Origin of the sequence: Streptomyces niphimycinicus (assembly GCF_018883605.1) — a bacterium.
GTDB classification, from domain to species: domain Bacteria; phylum Actinomycetota; class Actinomycetes; order Streptomycetales; family Streptomycetaceae; genus Streptomyces; species Streptomyces niphimycinicus.
In genome coordinates this window covers 1-15,362 of record NZ_JAHLEM010000310.1, presented here as the reverse complement: position 1 = coordinate 15,362, position 15,362 = coordinate 1, and the positions used below count along the sequence as shown (strand labels likewise).

The 15,362-nt window shown below is 71.2% G+C and carries 11 protein-coding genes and 2 pseudogenes; 9 read left to right on the top strand and 4 right to left on the bottom strand.

The window, feature by feature from the left end; all coding sequences use genetic code 11:
* Window positions 1-378: 378 nt before the first annotated feature.
* From KN815_RS26405 to phoU, 3 genes are all read right to left on the bottom strand, one after another.
* Window positions 379-4,380, bottom strand: a complete 4,002-nt coding sequence (locus KN815_RS26405) for an nSTAND1 domain-containing NTPase (RefSeq protein ID WP_216344412.1) — start codon at window positions 4,378-4,380, stop codon at window positions 379-381.
* 450 nt (window positions 4,381-4,830) lie between these two features.
* Window positions 4,831-5,061, bottom strand: coding sequence for a hypothetical protein (locus KN815_RS26400; RefSeq protein ID WP_216344411.1), 231 nt, complete (start codon window positions 5,059-5,061; stop codon window positions 4,831-4,833).
* Between the two features lie 481 nt (window positions 5,062-5,542).
* Window positions 5,543-6,220: a phosphate signaling complex protein PhoU gene (gene phoU / locus KN815_RS26395; protein WP_216344410.1), complete on the bottom strand. Its 678-nt coding sequence runs from the start codon at window positions 6,218-6,220 to the stop codon at window positions 5,543-5,545.
* Between the two features lie 315 nt (window positions 6,221-6,535).
* On the opposite strand from phoU, the gene phoR reads away from it, so the two are divergent.
* The 4 genes and pseudogenes from phoR to KN815_RS26370 form a co-directional block, all read left to right on the top strand.
* Window positions 6,536-7,834 carry a two-component system sensor histidine kinase PhoR gene (phoR, locus tag KN815_RS26390; RefSeq protein ID WP_216344409.1) on the top strand — a complete coding sequence of 433 codons (1,299 nt, stop codon included), beginning with the start codon at window positions 6,536-6,538 and terminating at the stop codon, window positions 7,832-7,834.
* The gene (gene phoP, locus KN815_RS26385; protein ID WP_014061580.1) at window positions 7,831-8,511 is read left to right on the top strand and encodes a two-component system response regulator PhoP; all 681 of its coding nucleotides are present in this window, start codon (window positions 7,831-7,833) and stop codon (window positions 8,509-8,511) included. The genes phoR and phoP overlap by 4 nt, the downstream gene beginning before the upstream one ends.
* Window positions 8,512-8,617: 106 nt before the next feature.
* A pseudogene (locus KN815_RS52600) lies at window positions 8,618-8,689 on the top strand (DNA-binding response regulator); the annotation flags it as partial.
* Window positions 8,690-8,973: 284 nt separating this feature from the next.
* A pseudogene (locus KN815_RS26370) lies at window positions 8,974-9,045 on the top strand (DNA-binding response regulator); the annotation flags it as partial.
* Window positions 9,046-9,155: 110 nt separating this feature from the next.
* Here the strand turns inward: KN815_RS26370 and KN815_RS26365 are convergent.
* Entirely contained in the window at window positions 9,156-9,860 is a 705-nt protein-coding gene (locus tag KN815_RS26365; RefSeq protein ID WP_216344408.1) for a DUF461 domain-containing protein, read from the bottom strand.
* A 619-nt stretch (window positions 9,861-10,479) separates the two neighbouring features.
* Between KN815_RS26365 and KN815_RS26360 the strand changes: the two genes are divergently transcribed.
* From KN815_RS26360 to rlmB, 5 genes are all read left to right on the top strand, one after another.
* Window positions 10,480-10,962, top strand: a complete 483-nt coding sequence (locus KN815_RS26360; RefSeq protein ID WP_009716930.1) for a CarD family transcriptional regulator — start codon at window positions 10,480-10,482, stop codon at window positions 10,960-10,962.
* 336 nt (window positions 10,963-11,298) lie between these two features.
* Window positions 11,299-12,093, top strand: coding sequence for a 2-C-methyl-D-erythritol 4-phosphate cytidylyltransferase (ispD, locus tag KN815_RS26355; protein ID WP_059142774.1), 795 nt, complete (start codon window positions 11,299-11,301; stop codon window positions 12,091-12,093).
* Complete coding sequence (gene ispF / locus KN815_RS26350; RefSeq protein WP_216344407.1) at window positions 12,083-12,574, top strand: 2-C-methyl-D-erythritol 2,4-cyclodiphosphate synthase; 492 nt, start codon at window positions 12,083-12,085, stop codon at window positions 12,572-12,574. Before ispD ends, ispF begins: the two co-directional genes overlap by 11 nt.
* A 146-nt stretch (window positions 12,575-12,720) precedes the next feature.
* The gene (cysS, locus tag KN815_RS26345) at window positions 12,721-14,121 is read left to right on the top strand and encodes a cysteine--tRNA ligase (protein WP_216344406.1); all 1,401 of its coding nucleotides are present in this window, start codon (window positions 12,721-12,723) and stop codon (window positions 14,119-14,121) included.
* Window positions 14,122-14,299: 178 nt separating this feature from the next.
* Complete coding sequence (gene rlmB, locus KN815_RS26340) at window positions 14,300-15,250, top strand: 23S rRNA (guanosine(2251)-2'-O)-methyltransferase RlmB (protein WP_216344405.1); 951 nt, start codon at window positions 14,300-14,302, stop codon at window positions 15,248-15,250.
* Window positions 15,251-15,362 lie beyond the last annotated feature (112 nt).

The window sequence follows — 15,362 nt, the reverse complement described above, 5'->3', positions numbered from 1 at the left end:
CCCGCAGTGCGGCGTTGAGGTGGTTCTCGACCAGGGCCCGCTTTCCGGCGCTCCAGGGCGCATGGCGGACATACTCGCGGCCGAGGTCCAGAGCGGCCTGGTCGAGCCTGCGGCTCACGGGGCTCACGGGGCTCACGGGGCTCACGGGGCTCACGGGGCCTCCAGGGGGTGAAGGTTCGTTCCGGTGCGGCGTCTCCCCCTGGCCTGCTTCCCCCCGACATGTTCCCGCTGGCATGGAAGCGCCCGACCGCTGGCGACGGGGGATGCACCAGCGGTCGGGCTGTACCTAAGCGTAACGCGGCTCCTGGCGTGTGGGAGCCGACTCCTCCTTCGGATGAGGAGTTGTGACCGCGATCACGCAACGTTCTCGCAACGTCGTCACCGACCGCAGGGAGGCTCGTACGACAGCCGCGGCAGATACTCGTGCCATTTCGACGGTGTCAGCACGCCCCGGGTCATCGAGCAGATACGGCGATCCGCCACGTCCACGTCCAGGCTCCACAGCCGGACCGTGTCGGCGCCGCTGGAGACCCCGAGCATCCGGTTCCCGCGGCTGAACGACAGGAAATTGCCGGTCTTGGCGTTGGGGCTCAGCGACTGCCCGATGGACGTGGCCTTGGCCGGGACGGTGACGTCCCACAGGCGGGCCGTGTTGTCGTTGCCGCCGCTCGCCAGGGTGCTGCCGTCCCGGCTGAACGACAGCGACACGATCGCGTCGGTGTGGCCGGTGAGCGGGGAGCGCAGCCGGGTCACCCTGCTGGGGTCGGTGACGTTCCAGAGCCGGACGGTGTTGTCGTCGCTGCCGCTGGCCAGCGTGCGGCCGTCCGGGCTGAAGGCGAGCCGGTTGACGGGGCCGAGGTGTCCCGTGAGCGGCGCCCCGCGTGGGGTGGCGTGGCGTGGGTCGGTCACCTTCCACAGCCGGATGGTGTTGTCCGCGCTGCCGCTGACGAGCGTACGGCCGTCCGGGCTGAAGACGAGGTCGTTGACGTAGCCCTTGTGGCCGGTGAGCGGCGTGCCGAGCCGACGGACCCGGGACAGGTCGCCGACGTCCCACAACTGGATGGTGCGGTCCTCGTACGCGGTCGCCATGACGCGCCCGTCCGGGCTGAAGGCCAGAGCGCTCGCGAACCGGGTCCGCAGGGGGAGGGGCGACTTGTAGGCGGCGGGGTGGGCCGGGTCGGTGACGTTCCACAGCCGCACCTCGCGGTTGCCGGTCATCATCGCGAGGGTGTGGCCGTCGGGCGAGAAGGTCAGTTCACGTACCGAGCCCTTCCCGGGGACGAACGGCTTGCCCAGTGGCGCCGGCCGGCTCGGCTTCTCCACGTCCCACAGCCGGACCTTCTCGTCGCGCCCGGCCGTGGCGAGCACCCGCCCGTCCGGGCGGAACACCCCCACCCGGCCGACCATGTCCGAGGTCGGCAGCGACCACAGGCGGACGGTGTTGTCGCCGGTCCCGGTGGCGAGGGTGCGGCCGTCGGGGCTGAAGCCCAGGGCGTACATCTCGCCGCTGCTGCCCGCGAGCGGCTCGCCGACCTGTGACGGGTACTCCGGATCGCTGACGTTCCACAGGCTCGCGGTGCTGTCCTGGCTGGCGGCGGCGAGCATGGAGCCGTCCGGGCTGAAGGACACGGACCAGATGGGACCGGTGTGGCCGGTGAGCGGCGAGCCCAGCGGCTCCGCGCGCCGCGGATCGCGGACGTTCCACAGCCGGACGGTGTTGTCCGCGCTGCCGCTGGCCAGCGTGCGGCCGTCCGGGCTGAACGCCACGGAGTGCACCAGGTCCTCATGGCCGGTCAGCACCGTCTCGATCCGCCTCGGATGGTGCGGATCGGCCATGTTCCACAGCCTGATCGCGCCGTTGTCGCCACCGGCCGCCAGGGTCCGGCCGTCGGGGCTGAACGCCACCGAGCGCACGGCGGCGGTGTGACCGGTCAGCGCGCCGAGCGGCCTCGGCCGGCCCGGGCGGCTCATGTCCCACAGGCGAACGACGCGGTCTTCCGTGGCCGTGGCCAGCGTGCGGCCGTCCGGGCTGAAGGCGAGCAGATAGATCGTGCCGTCGTGGTGGGTCAGGGGCGCGCCGATCGGGCGCGGATGGCCGGGGTTCCGAACGTCCCACAGCCGGACCGTGCCGTCGTCGCCGGCGCTGGCGAGGGTGCGGCCGTCCGGGCTGAAGACCGCGCTGCTCACCCAGCTCGTATGGCCGGTGAGGGGTTTGCCGAGCGGTTTGGGGCGGGTCCGGTCGCTCACGTCCCACAGCCGTACGGTCCGGTCGTAGCTGGCGGTGGCCAGGAGCCGCCCGTTCGGGCTGAAGGTGGTGAGGTAGACGGCGCCGGTGTGGCCATGGAGCGGGGTGGCCAGCGGCGCGTTCACCACCGAGAGCAGCCGGTTCTTCGTGGCCTCGTCGTCCGGCCGCAACCGGTGTGCCACCAGGGCGAGCTGGGCGGACAGCGACGGATCCGTGTGCTGGAAGCGATCGGCTTCGGTCACCACCTGCTCGAACACCGCGTCGTCCCGCTGCTGCCAGGCGACCACCGCCGTACCGGCGGCCAGCACCGCCAGGACGACCAGAGCCGACACCGCACCACGGCTGAGCCACACCGTGCGCCTGCGCAGCCGGACGGACGCGGCCAGGAACTCCACCGCGCTGCGGGTCAGATAGGTGCCCCCGGCGGTCTTCGCCCAGGTGTGGGCCTGCTCCAGGCGGGAGCCCCGGTAGAGGAGTGAGGCGTCGCGGCTCGAGTCCTCCCAGGCCCGGCCGTCCTCCTCCAGCCGCTGGCGCACCAGATGGTCGTTCCGGTCCTCGTCGATCCAGTCGCGCAGCCGTGGCCAGGCGTGCAGCAGCGCCTCGTGGGTGATCTCCACGGTCTCCGCGTCGAGCGTCACCAGGCGGGCGCGGACGAGTGCTTCGAGCGATTCCTCCGTCTTGCCCGGGTCTGTCGACTCCTTCGCCAACTGGTGCCGCGTCCCCCGCCTGCGGGTGGCCTGGGTGTCCTCGCCCAGCCGGACCAGCCGCAGCAGAAGCAGCCGCGCGGCCGTGCGCGCCTCGGTGTCGAGATCGGACCAGGCCCGTTCGGCGGTGGCCGCCACCGCGCCCTGGATGCCGCCCGCCGCGCGGTAGCCGGCCAGCGTCAGCCGTCCCGCCTTGCGCCGCTGCCAGGTGGCGAGCAGGGCATGGGAGAGCAGCGGCAGTACGCCCGCGTCATGTGTGCCACGGGGGCTGCCGGCGCTCACTTCACGCACGATCAGCTCCGCGAGCCCCGGTTCGAGTTCCAGCCCCACGGCCTTGGCCGGGCCGGTGACCGCTTCGCGCAGCTCCGCGGTGGTCAGCGGCCCGAGCACCATATGCCGGTGCTGGAGCGCGTCGGCCAGTTCGGGATAGGCCAGGCACAGCTCGTAGAAGTCGGCGCGGATGCCGAGGACGACGAGCACGGGGGGCGGTTCGCCCGGGCCGTCGGGCGTGCAGATGGCGTGCAGGAGCTGGATGAACGCGCGCCGGCCCGCCTCGTCGGAGCCGAGGGTGAACGCTTCCTCGAACTGATCCACGATCACCACCGGACGGGCGGCGGCGGACGTGTCGCGCTCCGCCCATGCCGTGACGGCCTCGCGCACCGCGCGCGCGAACCCGGGAGTGCCGGGCTCCGGGGCCTGGGTGCCGGGCTCCCGCGCCTCCGGTTCCGTCGACGCGGGGACGGCGTCCGCGAGTTCGGGGATCCGGCGGGCCAGCTCGGCGAGCGGATCGGCGCCCGGCACGAGATGCAGCACCCGCCGCTCGCGCAACGCGGGCACCAGACCGGCGTTGAGCAGGGAGGACTTCCCCGCCCCCGAGGCGCCCACCAGCACCACCAGGCCGCCCGTCTCCTCCGCCGCGCACAGTTGGGCGACGAGGGCGTCCGTGCTGCGCTCGCGGCCGAAAAACCACCGGGCGTCCTGCTGACGGTACGAGGCCAGCCCGCGATACGGACATACGCCACCGGAGACGGCCGGGGTTTCGGCGGGGGGCCGTTCCTCTTCTTCCGTGGACGCGTCGGGGCGCTCGCCGACCGGGTCGGCCACCGCCCGCTCCCACAGCCGCTGCCAGTGGGCCATGTCGTACAGGCCCTTGGACACCGGTACGGGCCGCGCGCGGCGGGCGTCGGGTATCAGCACGAGCAGGACGGCCGCGAGGGCGATGAACTGGGCGGGTACGTTCTTGGCCCGTCGCCAGTCGCTGATCCGCTGGGCGGAGACCCGTACGGGACGCCCTCGCTCATCGGCCCGCTGGAGTCGGACGACCGCCTCGGACACGCTCTTCAGGGGAGGGTTGCCGGCCTCCCGGTACAGCAGCGCGAGGCGTTCCGCGAAGGCTGTGCGTGCCCCCGAGTCGGAACTCAAGGTCTCCACTCCTTACTTCCCCCGCGCTCTGAACATCCGGTCCGGAAAACTCACTTTATACGGCTGACCAGCGGTGAAGCCGGTATCGCGATGCCGGAACCTCCTCGGCGGGAGCCACAACTGGCAGGATCATGGCGCAGTAGCGCACCCCACCACGAGCCGCCCAGCAAGGCCATCAGCTCAGCGCACGGAGAGACAACCCATGACACCGCATGTTCTCGGTCAGCTTTCGGCGAAGTCAGGTGTCGCGCCGGAGCCAGGGGACGGTGGTCGCGGGGCCCGTCGCAAGAGTTCGAGAGATCCGTGGAGCCGGTCCCGTCCGGACGGCTGTCGCATCGACCACGGGTCCGGCCTTCACATCTGATCCGCACCGGCACGGTGCGGATCGTCACCGCCCCACGGTTCGGCACCGGTCCCCACGAGGGGAGGGACCGGCGCCGGACGTGGGAGCGGGTCAGGTCATCCGGGCGCGGCGGGCCAGTCGCCGGGGCCGCCGCCGTGCCAATCGATCAGCTCGGGGTTGTCGAGGGTCGCGTTCTCTTCCAGCACACCCGCGCGTTGCAGAAGCCGCCGGAGCTCGTCCGCGCTCACCACCACGCCGACGTCCTGGCCGTCGAGCAGCACACGGCGGCGGCCGTCCAGCGGTTCGTCCACCACCACGCGAGCGGGGGCCGGGGTCTTGTCCTCCATAGCACCAGGCTCGCCGCATCCGGCGCCGCCCGCACCTCGGGCGGGACGCGCCCGGACGGCGGAGGGACGTGCCCGGACGGCGGAGGGACGTGCCCGGACGGCGGAGGGACGCGCCGACGGGGCCGAACGGCAGAGGGCCTGGGACCGGTCATCCGGTCCCAGGCCCTCTGTCATGCCGGTCGTGCGGTCCTGCGGTCGCGCCGATCCTGCCGGTGGTCCGCGGTCGGGCCCGTCAGCCGCAGCAGCCGCCGCACTGGCACGGACCGCCGGACTGGCAGCCGCAGCCGCAGCCCGATCCGCAGCCGCATGCGCCGACAGGGTGGCCGACGGGTTGGGTCGGAGGGGTTTCGGGCTTGGAGAGGTCTGCCATGCGTCGCCTCCTCGGGAGGGGTCACGTCATCTGCCCCTCATGGTGCCGACGACCCGGCGGCCGCGCGCAGGGGCGCGTCGACGGCGCTTCGATGCACGCCGTCGCGGACGCTCACGCCCCTTCGACGTCTCCCTGCGGGGAGATCTCGTCGGCGTGCTCACCGGTGACCAGGTAGACCACGCGCTTGGCGACGGAGACCGCGTGGTCGGCGAACCGCTCGTAGTAACGGCCCAGCAGCGTGACGTCTACGGCGGTCTCTATGCCGTGCTTCCAGCGGTCGTCCATCAGGTGCTGGAAGAGGGCGCGGTGCAGCAGGTCCATCGCGTCGTCGTCCTGCTCGAGCTGGAGCGCGAGGTCGACGTCCTTGGTGATGATGACCTCGGCGGCCTTCGCCATCAGCCGCTGCGCGAGCTGGCCCATCTCCAGGATCGTGGCGTGCAGATCGTGCGGAACGGCCGATCCCGGGAAGCGGAGCCGGGCCAGCTTGGCGACATGCTGCGCGAGGTCGCCGGAGCGCTCCAGATCGGCGCTCATCCGCAGGCTGGTCACCACGATCCGCAGGTCGGTGGCGACCGGCTGCTGCCGGGCCAGCAGGGTTATCGCCCGTCCCTCCAGATCCCGCTGAAGATCATCGACCTTCTCATCGGCGGCGATGACGCTCTCGGCGAGCTTGAGGTCCGCGTCGAGAATGGCAGTGGTGGCACGGCCGATGGCCGAACCGACGAGCCGGGCCATGTCGACCAGGCCGTCCCCGATCGAATCAAGCTCCTCGTGGTACGCGTCCCGCATCACTGACCTCTTTCACTGACTCTCGGTGACGATCTCTGTCAGGTTTCTGGCAGATCTCCGTGGCTATTGCCCTCGAGGGCCCCACACTTCCACGCTCCGGCCGGAACGCGTCCGCTTCCGGCATCGGGCGTTAATCACACCCAACTCCCAGGTGAACTCTCGGCAACGTGGCCCCGGCCGCCCCGTGTGACAGCCGCCCGGCGAAACGTCCGGAGTGAACCGATACCGACGCCGCGGTGAACTCTCGGCAACGTCTGGCCAAGGGGATCGTCGCGGGGCTGTGGAGTGGTCTCGCCGCCCGCATAACCTGGACGCATGAACGTGAACGCGGCGATCGCCGCAGTGGCGGCGCTCGCCGGGTTGTGCACCGGCGTCATCGCCATGCTGGCGTTCCGCTGGAGCGAGCGTGAACAGGCGAAGCCTACGCGCTCCTCACTGCACACCGACGCCGTGCTGCCGCCCGGCGTCGACACCGTCCTTTCGGTGCTGCGCTCCTCGGCCGTCGTCCTCGACGAAGCGGACGCCGTCGTCAAGGCAAGCTCGGCCGCGTACGCGCTGGGCCTGGTGCGCGGCGGCAAGCTGGCCGTGGAGCCGATGCTGGCGATGGCCCGCGACACCCGGCGGGACGGCGAGATCCGCCAGATCGAGCTGGATCTGCCGCGCCGCGGCACCGGCCGGGGCGGGGACGCGCTCGCGGTGTCCGCCAGAGTGGCCCCGCTGGGCTCCCGGCTGGTCCTGCTGCTCGTGGAGGACCTCACCGAGGCCCGCCGGATCGAGGCCGTGCGACGTGACTTCGTCGCCAACGTCAGCCATGAGCTCAAGACCCCGGTCGGCGCCCTGTCCCTGCTGTCCGAGGCCGTGATGGACGCGTCCGACGACCCGGAGGCGGTCAACCGCTTCGCCGGGCGGATGCAGGTCGAGGCCACCCGGCTGACCAGCCTCGTCCAGGAGCTCATCGACCTCTCCCGGGTGCAGAACGACGACCCGCTGGAGGACGCCGAGCCGGTCCGGGTGGACGAGCTGGTCGCCGAGGCCATCGACCGGTGCCGTCACCAGGCGGGCACCAAGCAGATCACGATGGCCACGGGCGGCACCGCCGACCTGCACGTATGGGGCAACCGCGGCCAGCTTGCCGCCGCGCTCGGCAATCTCGTCGAGAACGCGGTCAACTACAGCCCGGCCCGTACCCGCGTCGGCATCGCCGCCCGCCGCATCCCCGCCACCGGCGGGGACCTGATCGAGGTCGCCGTGACCGACCAGGGCATAGGCATCTCCGAGAAGGACCGCGAGCGGATCTTCGAGCGCTTCTACCGGGTCGATCCGGCCCGCTCGCGGCAGACCGGCGGGACCGGGCTCGGTCTCGCCATCGTCAAACATGTGGCCGCCTCGCACGGCGGGGAGGTCACCGTGTGGAGCGCCGAAGGACAGGGCTCCACCTTCACCCTGAGACTCCCGGAAGCCGGTGCGGCACGGGACCGGGACCGCTCGAGGAGCCGGCCGAGCGAGTCGAGCGAGTCGTACGACACCGGAGCAGACCTCGATGGCGAGGACCACGGCCGGCCGTACGAGACCTTCACCAATGAACCACTCTCTGCCCCGGAGGTCCTTCCGTGACCCGAGTTCTGGTCGTCGAGGACGAGGAATCGTTCAGCGACGCGCTGTCGTACATGCTTCGCAAGGAGGGGTTCGAGGTCGCGATCGCGACGACGGGGCCCGAGGGCCTCGACGAGTTCGAGCGCAACGGCGCCGATCTGGTGCTGCTCGACCTGATGCTGCCGGGCCTGCCCGGTACGGAGGTCTGCCGCCAGTTGCGCGGCCGGTCCAATGTCCCGGTGATCATGGTGACCGCCAAGGACAGCGAGATCGACAAGGTCGTCGGGCTGGAAATAGGCGCCGACGACTATGTGACCAAGCCCTTCTCCTCACGTGAGCTGGTCGCCCGGATCAGAGCCGTACTGCGCCGCCGCGGCGAGCCGGAGGAGATCACCCCCGCCGCGCTGGAGGCCGGGCCGGTCCGGATGGACGTGGACCGGCATGTGGTCACGGTCGGCGGCGGCAAGGTGGACCTCCCGCTGAAGGAGTTCGACCTGCTGGAGATGTTGCTGCGCAACGCGGGCCGGGTGCTGACCCGGATGCAGCTCATCGACCGCGTCTGGGGCGCGGACTATGTGGGCGACACCAAGACGCTCGACGTCCACGTCAAGCGACTCCGGGCCAAGATCGAGCCCGACCCGGGCGCGCCTCGGTATCTGGTGACGGTGCGGGGTCTGGGCTACAAGTTCGAGCCGTAAACCGGCCCCGGGCCCCCGAGCGGCCGGACGGAGTCCGGCACAGCGTCCCGAAGCCCGTGAGGCCCGCCAGGGCCGAGCGGTGCGAGGGGCGCACGCGGGAGGGGGGCTCGAGCCCGACCCGGGTGCGCCTCGGTATCTGGTGACGGTGCGGGGTCTGGGCTACAAGTTCGAGCCGTAAACCGGCCCCGGGCCCCCGAGCGGCCGGACGGAGTCCGGCACAGCGTCCCGAAGCCCGTGAGGCCCGCCAGGGCCGAGCGGTGCGAGGGGCGCACGCGGGAGGGGGGCTCGAGCCCGACCCGGGTGCGCCTCGGTATCTGGTGACGGTGCGGGGTCTGGGCTACAAGTTCGAGCCGTAAACCGGCCCCGGGCCCCCGAGCGGCCGGACGGAGTCCGGCACAGCGTCCCGAAGCCCGTGAGGCCCGCCAGGGCCGAGCGGTGCGAGGGGCGCACGCGGGAGGGGGGCTCGAGCCCGACCCGGGTGCGCCTCGGTATCTGGTGACGGTGCGGGGTCTGGGCTACAAGTTCGAGCCGTAAGCCATATGCCGTAGCGCCTGACCCATGTGCGAGGGCGGCCCTGGAAGGCTCCAGGGCCGCCCTCGCGCATGCCCGGGGCCGGTCTTCGCGATCGGCCCCGGTGACCGGTCTCAGTGACCGCCGCCGTTCGGGGTCGGCTCGCCCGTCGCGATGCCGTTCGGGGCGCCGCTGCTCTGGTCGGAGCCCGGCTGGCCGCTCGCCGTGCCGGACGGGGTGCCGGTGCCGCTGGGCTTGCCACCGGGCGTACCGCTCGGCTTGCCACTGGGCGTCGCGGAGCCCGACGGCTTCGAGGTCGGCAGCTCGGACGGGCCCCAGCCCTTGAAGTAGCTCGTCGCCGGGACCACGAACGCGGTGATCGGGATGTTGCCGGTCGAGCTGAGGTCGAAGACGACCCGCTCCGCGTTGCCGTCCTGGGCGGCCTCGCGCCCGTCGCTGATGACGGCGGAGGCGTTGCCCTCGCCGCCGAAGGCCACCGAGCCGCCGGCCGGGACGACGACCGGTCCGCTCTTGCCCTTGGCCGGGCTGAGCTTCACCCGCGCACTGGTGCCGGGGAGGGTGATGGCCTTGACGGTCTGGTCCCCCTTGCCGTTGTTGAAGAGCCGGCCGGTGACGACGGCGGGGCCCTTCGCCTCACGGTCCGGCTGGGTCACCAACGTGGCGTTCTGGATCTTGATATCGCCGACAGCGGTCGCGGCGTTGTCGGGCTTGACCTCCAGCGTCTGTGCGTCGTTCCCGGCTCCGCAGGCGGAGAGCGGGGCGACCGAGACCACGATGGCGGCTGCGGCGAGGGCGCCGCGTCGAAGGCTGCTGCTCACGGCGGCGGCATCTCCTAGGACGAGGTGGACGAGGTAAAGATTGGATCAGCGCGCTTAGATTACCGATCCGCCCTCTTCGGCCCGCACCCGACCCGCCCCAAGGCGCTCGGCCCCGGGCGGGCCCGCCCGTGCGCTGCCGGTTCCGGCGTGCGTTACGAGGTTCGTACGGGGTTCGTACGAGGTCCGTACGGCGCCGTCCTGAAGTCCCGAATATCGGCTCGGCCGTTCGCGCCGGAGATTATCGGTAAGGAATCCATGCATGTCCGAGAATTGATCACAGACTTGATGCGCTCTGTGTGATCAAGCCCGTGATCAATTCGCGAATCGGGGCCGGATCGCTCGCTCCTGATCCGAACGGAGTAGCGGAAGTCCATCGAGTGGACTCCGGCAAAACGGGACGTACGGCCACTCGTCCGGGCTTCTTCCGGTGCGTAACGGGCGGGTTTCCGCGTACCCGGACAGCGGCTCCCACCTGCGAATACCCGGTTCCGCGCGCCTCGTGCAGCACGTTCCGGCCGCACTTGTCAAGCCCCGAGATATGCCCTGACCTGCGAAAACGCCATTCAGAAGAAGGCGTTCCCGTGTTACCCTGGATAGCCACGGAAGGGGTACCTGTCACATGACGTTCAAGGTTGGCGACACCGTGGTCTATCCCCATCACGGGGCCGCGCTGATCGAGGCCATCGAAACTCGCCAGATCAAAGGCGTGGACAAGACCTACTTGGTGCTGAAGGTCGCTCAGGGTGACCTGACGGTTCGTGTGCCGGCGGACAATGCGGAGTTCGTCGGTGTGCGTGATGTGGTCGGCCAGGACGGGCTGGATCGGGTCTTCGAGGTGCTGCGTGCACCGTATGCGGAAGAACCGACGAACTGGTCCCGTCGTTACAAGGCAAATCTTGAGAAGCTCGCCTCCGGCGATGTGATCAAGGTGGCCGAGGTTGTGCGTGATCTGTGGCGCCGAGAGCGTGAGCGCGGACTCTCCGCCGGTGAGAAGCGCATGCTCGCCAAGGCCCGCCAGATCCTGGTGAGCGAGCTGGCTCTCGCCGAGAGCACCAATGAGGACAAGGCCGAGGCTCTGCTCGATGAGGTTCTCGCGTCCTGAATATCAATGCCGTGGTGCCCGAGTGACTCAGACCTCTGATTCCCGCTAAGTCGTCTGTCGCCGGGCGCTGCGGCATGCGTACGCACCGGACGCTGTGATCTCCGCGCGCTTCACCTCTTGCGAGGTGAACTCCACGCGGTGATCTCTTGCGAGCCCCCGGTCGTCGCACCTCTGTGCCGGTGCGCTCAGCCGCGCCACGGTGCGCGGCGGAAGGTGTGCCGGGCCCGGGCAGCTAACTCGACCGGTCGTCACGGAAGGGGCCGGTCGGGCCATCGCGCCCGGCACGCTGTGGCCATACCCATTTCGGCTGAGGAAGCAAACCTGAACGCCAACTCAATGTCCGCAACCCCGGATCACGGCGGCTCCGGCGCGTCCGGCCGACCTGCCCGCACCGCCGCCGTGATCCCCGCCGCGGGCCGCGGAGTGCGGCTGGGCCCGGGCGCCCCCAAGGCGCTGCGCCCGCTGAGCGGCACACCCATGCTCGTCCACGCCGTACGGGCGATGGCCGGATCCCGCTCCGTCTCCCTCGTCGTCGTGGTCGCCCCGCCGGACGGCGCCGACGAGGTACGGCGGCTGCTGGACGCGTATCCGCTGAGCGGCAGCCTCACCGACACCACCGAGGTGGTGGTGGTGCCCGGCGGCGAGACCCGCCAGGAGTCGGTGCGCAAGGGGCTGGCCGCCGTCCCCGAGACCGTCACCACCGTGCTGGTGCACGACGCGGCGCGGCCGCTGGTGCCCGTGGACACGGTGGACGCGGTCGCCGCCGCCGTACGGGACGGATCGCCCGCCGTCGTCCCGGCGCTGCCGCTGGCCGACACCGTCAAGCAGGTCGAGCCGCGCACCGGGGAGCGGGCCGGTGAGCCCGAGCCGGTCGTCGGCACCCCCGAGCGCGCCCTGCTGCGCGCCGTCCAGACCCCGCAGGGCTTCGACCGCGCCACGCTGGTGGCCGCGCACGAGAAGATCGCCCTGGAGGGCGAGGGCGCGACGGACGACGCGGGCATGGTGGAGCGGCTCGGCGTCGAGGTCGTGGTCGTCCCCGGCCATGAGGAGGCGTTCAAGGTGACCCGGCCGCTGGATCTGGTGCTGGCCGAGGCGGTTCTGGCCCGCAGGAGGGCGAACGATGGCTTCTGACGCGATGGCGTTCCCGCTGGTGGGCATCGGTACGGATGTGCACGCCTTCGAGAAGGGCCGTGAGCTGTGGTGCGCGGGGCTGCTGTGGGAAGGCGAGCAGTACGGGCTGGCCGGGCACTCCGACGGCGATGTAGCCGCCCATGCCGCCTGTGACGCGCTGTTCTCCGCCGCCGGGCTCGGCGATCTCGGCGCCCACTTCGGCACCGACCGCCCCGAGTGGTCCGGCGCCGCCGGGACCACGCTGCTCGCCGAGGCGGCCCGGATCGTACGGGACGCGGGCTTCGGGGTCGGCAATGTGGCGATCCAGGTGATCGGCGTGCGCCCCAAGATCGGCAAGCGGCGCGAAGAGGCGACGAAGGCGCTGACGGCGGCCGTGGGCGCCCCCGTCTCGGTGTCCGGTACGACCACGGACGGCCTGGGCCTGACCGGCCGCGCCGAGGGCCTGGCGGCGATCGCCACGGCACTGGTGTTCCGGCGGTGAGGCTGGTGTTCCGGCGGTAGGAGGGCGGGGACGTCGTCGGCCGCGGCCCGCGCGTCCCACGCCCCGGATTCGTCCCGAGTGTCACGCTTCTGTGTCCCCGCCGGGGAAGGCGCAGGGCACGGTTCACTTCCCACTACCCTTGATGCGTGACTATTCGCCTGTACGACACCAGCGCCCGGCAGATCCGTGACTTCACCCCGCTCAGGCCGGGCTGTGTCTCGATCTACCTGTGCGGCGCGACCGTGCAGGCGGCCCCGCACATCGGGCACATCAGGTCGGGGCTGAACTTCGACATCATGCGCCGCTGGTTCGCCCACCGCGGCTATGACGTGACGTTCATCCGCAATGTCACCGACATCGACGACAAGATCATCGCGAAGTCGGCGGAGCAGAAGCGGCCGTGGTGGGCGATCGGCTACGAGAACGAGCGCGCCTTCAACCAGGCGTACGACATCCTCGGCTGCCTGCCCGTGACCTATGAGCCGCGGGCGACCGGTCATGTCCCCGAGATGATCGAGATGATGCGGGAGCTGATCGACCGGGGTCATGCCTATGCCGCCGAGGGCAATGTCTACTTCGATGTGCGCTCGTTCCCCGAGTATCTGAAGCTCTCCAACCAGGATCTGGACGGACTGCGCCAGCCCTCCGGCGAGGGCGAGATCGGCAAGCGGGACCCGCGTGATTTCGCCATGTGGAAGGCGGCGAAGCCGGGGGAGCCGAGCTGGGAGACCCCGTGGGGGCGCGGCCGTCCCGGCTGGCATCTGGAGTGCTCGGCGATGGCGCACAAGTACCTCGGGCGCGCCTTCGACATCCACGGCGGCGGCGTCGACCTGATCTTCCCGCACCATGAGAACGAGATCGCGCAGGCCAAGGCGTTCGGCGACGACTTCGCCGCCTACTGGGCGCATAACGCCTGGGTGACCATGAGCGGCGAGAAGATGAGCAAGTCGCTCGGCAACTCGGTGCTGGTCTCCGAGATGGTCAAGCGCTGGCGTCCGATCGTGCTCCGCTACTACCTGGGCACCCCGCACTACCGGTCGATGATCGAGTACAGCGAGGAGGCCCTGCGCGAGGCGGAGTCGGCGTTCGCGCGGATCGAGGGCTTCGTCCAGCGAGTGACCGAAAAGGCAGGGAAGGCCGTCCCTGCCGCGGCCGAGGTGCCGCCCGCCTTCGCCGAGGCGATGGACGACGACCTCGGGGTGCCGCAGGCGCTCGCGGTCGTCCACACCACCGTCCGCCAGGGGAACTCCGCGCTGACCGCCGACGACAAGGAGGCGGCGGTCGCCCGGCTCGCCGAGGTGCGGGCCATGCTGGGCGTGCTGGGCCTCGACCCGCTCGATGAGCAGTGGGCGGGCGGTTCGGACCGCGGTGAGGATCTGCACGGCGTGGTCGACTCGCTCGTCCGGCTGGTCCTGGAGCAGCGGCAGGCCGCGCGCACCCGTAAGGACTACGCGACGGCGGACGCGATCCGTGATCAGCTCCAGCAGTCGGGTCTGGTGATCGAGGACACCCCGTCCGGACCGCGCTGGGAGCTGGGTCAGCGCTGAGGCTCTGTCCTTCTGTGAGGCCCTGACCTCCTGTGTTGTGCCGCCCGGCGCCCCGGGCGGCACACTTGTGACCGTACAAATGACCGCACAGACGCCTTTGACCTCACAGACGGGTGACGTTCGGCGTCCGAGCCGCTTGCTGAGCAGCGCTGAGCAGTGAAGAGACAGGTGACCATTCATGGCCGGCAACAGCCAGCGCAGGAACCGCCGTACCAGCAACAAGAAGGGTGCGACGGTCGGCAGCGGAGGCAAGCGGCGCCGTTCCCTCGAGGGCAAGGGGCCGACCCCGCCCGCCGAGATGCGTAAGGGACACGCCAAGCAGCGGATCGCCAACGCCCGCACCCGCCAGGCGGCCAAGCGCCCCGTCGCGCGCCGCGGCGGCAAGGGGACGAGCGAGCTGGTGGTGGGCCGTAACCCGGTGGTCGAGGCGCTGCGCGAGGGCGTTCCGGCGAACACGCTGTACGTGCAGCAGTTCATCGACAGCGACGACCGGGTGCGCGAGGCGCTGAAGCTGGCCGCCGACCGCGGCGGCATCCACCTCATGGAGGCGCCCAAGCCCGAGCTCGACCGGATGACGAACGGCCTGAACCACCAGGGTGTGGTGCTCCAGGTCCCGCCGTACGAGTACGCCCACCCCGAGGACCTGAGCGCGGCCGCCTTCGACGAGGGCGAGGACCCGCTGATCGTCGCCCTCGACGGCGTCACGGACCCGCGCAACCTGGGCGCGGTGGTCCGCTCGGTGTCCGCCTTCGGCGGCCATGGCGTGGTCGTACCGGAGCGGCGCGCGGCCGGGATGACCGCGGGCGCCTGGAAGACCTCCGCGGGCACCGCCGCCCGCACCCCGGTCGCCCGCGCGACCAACCTCACCCGGACGCTGGAGGCTTACCAGAAGGCGGGCCTGACGGTGGTCGGGCTGGCCGCGGACGGCGAGGTCGAACTGCACGAGGTCGAGGCGCTGGACGGCCCGCTCGTGATCGTCGTCGGCAGCGAGGGGAAGGGGCTGTCGCGGCTGGTGGGCGAGACCTGCGATCTGCGGGTACGGATTCCGATGCCGGGCGGGGCGGAGTCGCTCAACGCGGGGGTGGCGGCGGGGGTCGTCCTGTACGAGGCGGCTCGGCGCCGGGCGTAGGCAGGCGCTTGGCGCGGGGGTCCTGGCGGGGGTCCTGGCGTGGGTGCGTGCCGTCGGCTTGCTCCAGCCGTGGAGCGGGCTCGGTGCGGTCGCCCGGCCCCACGGCCCCCCG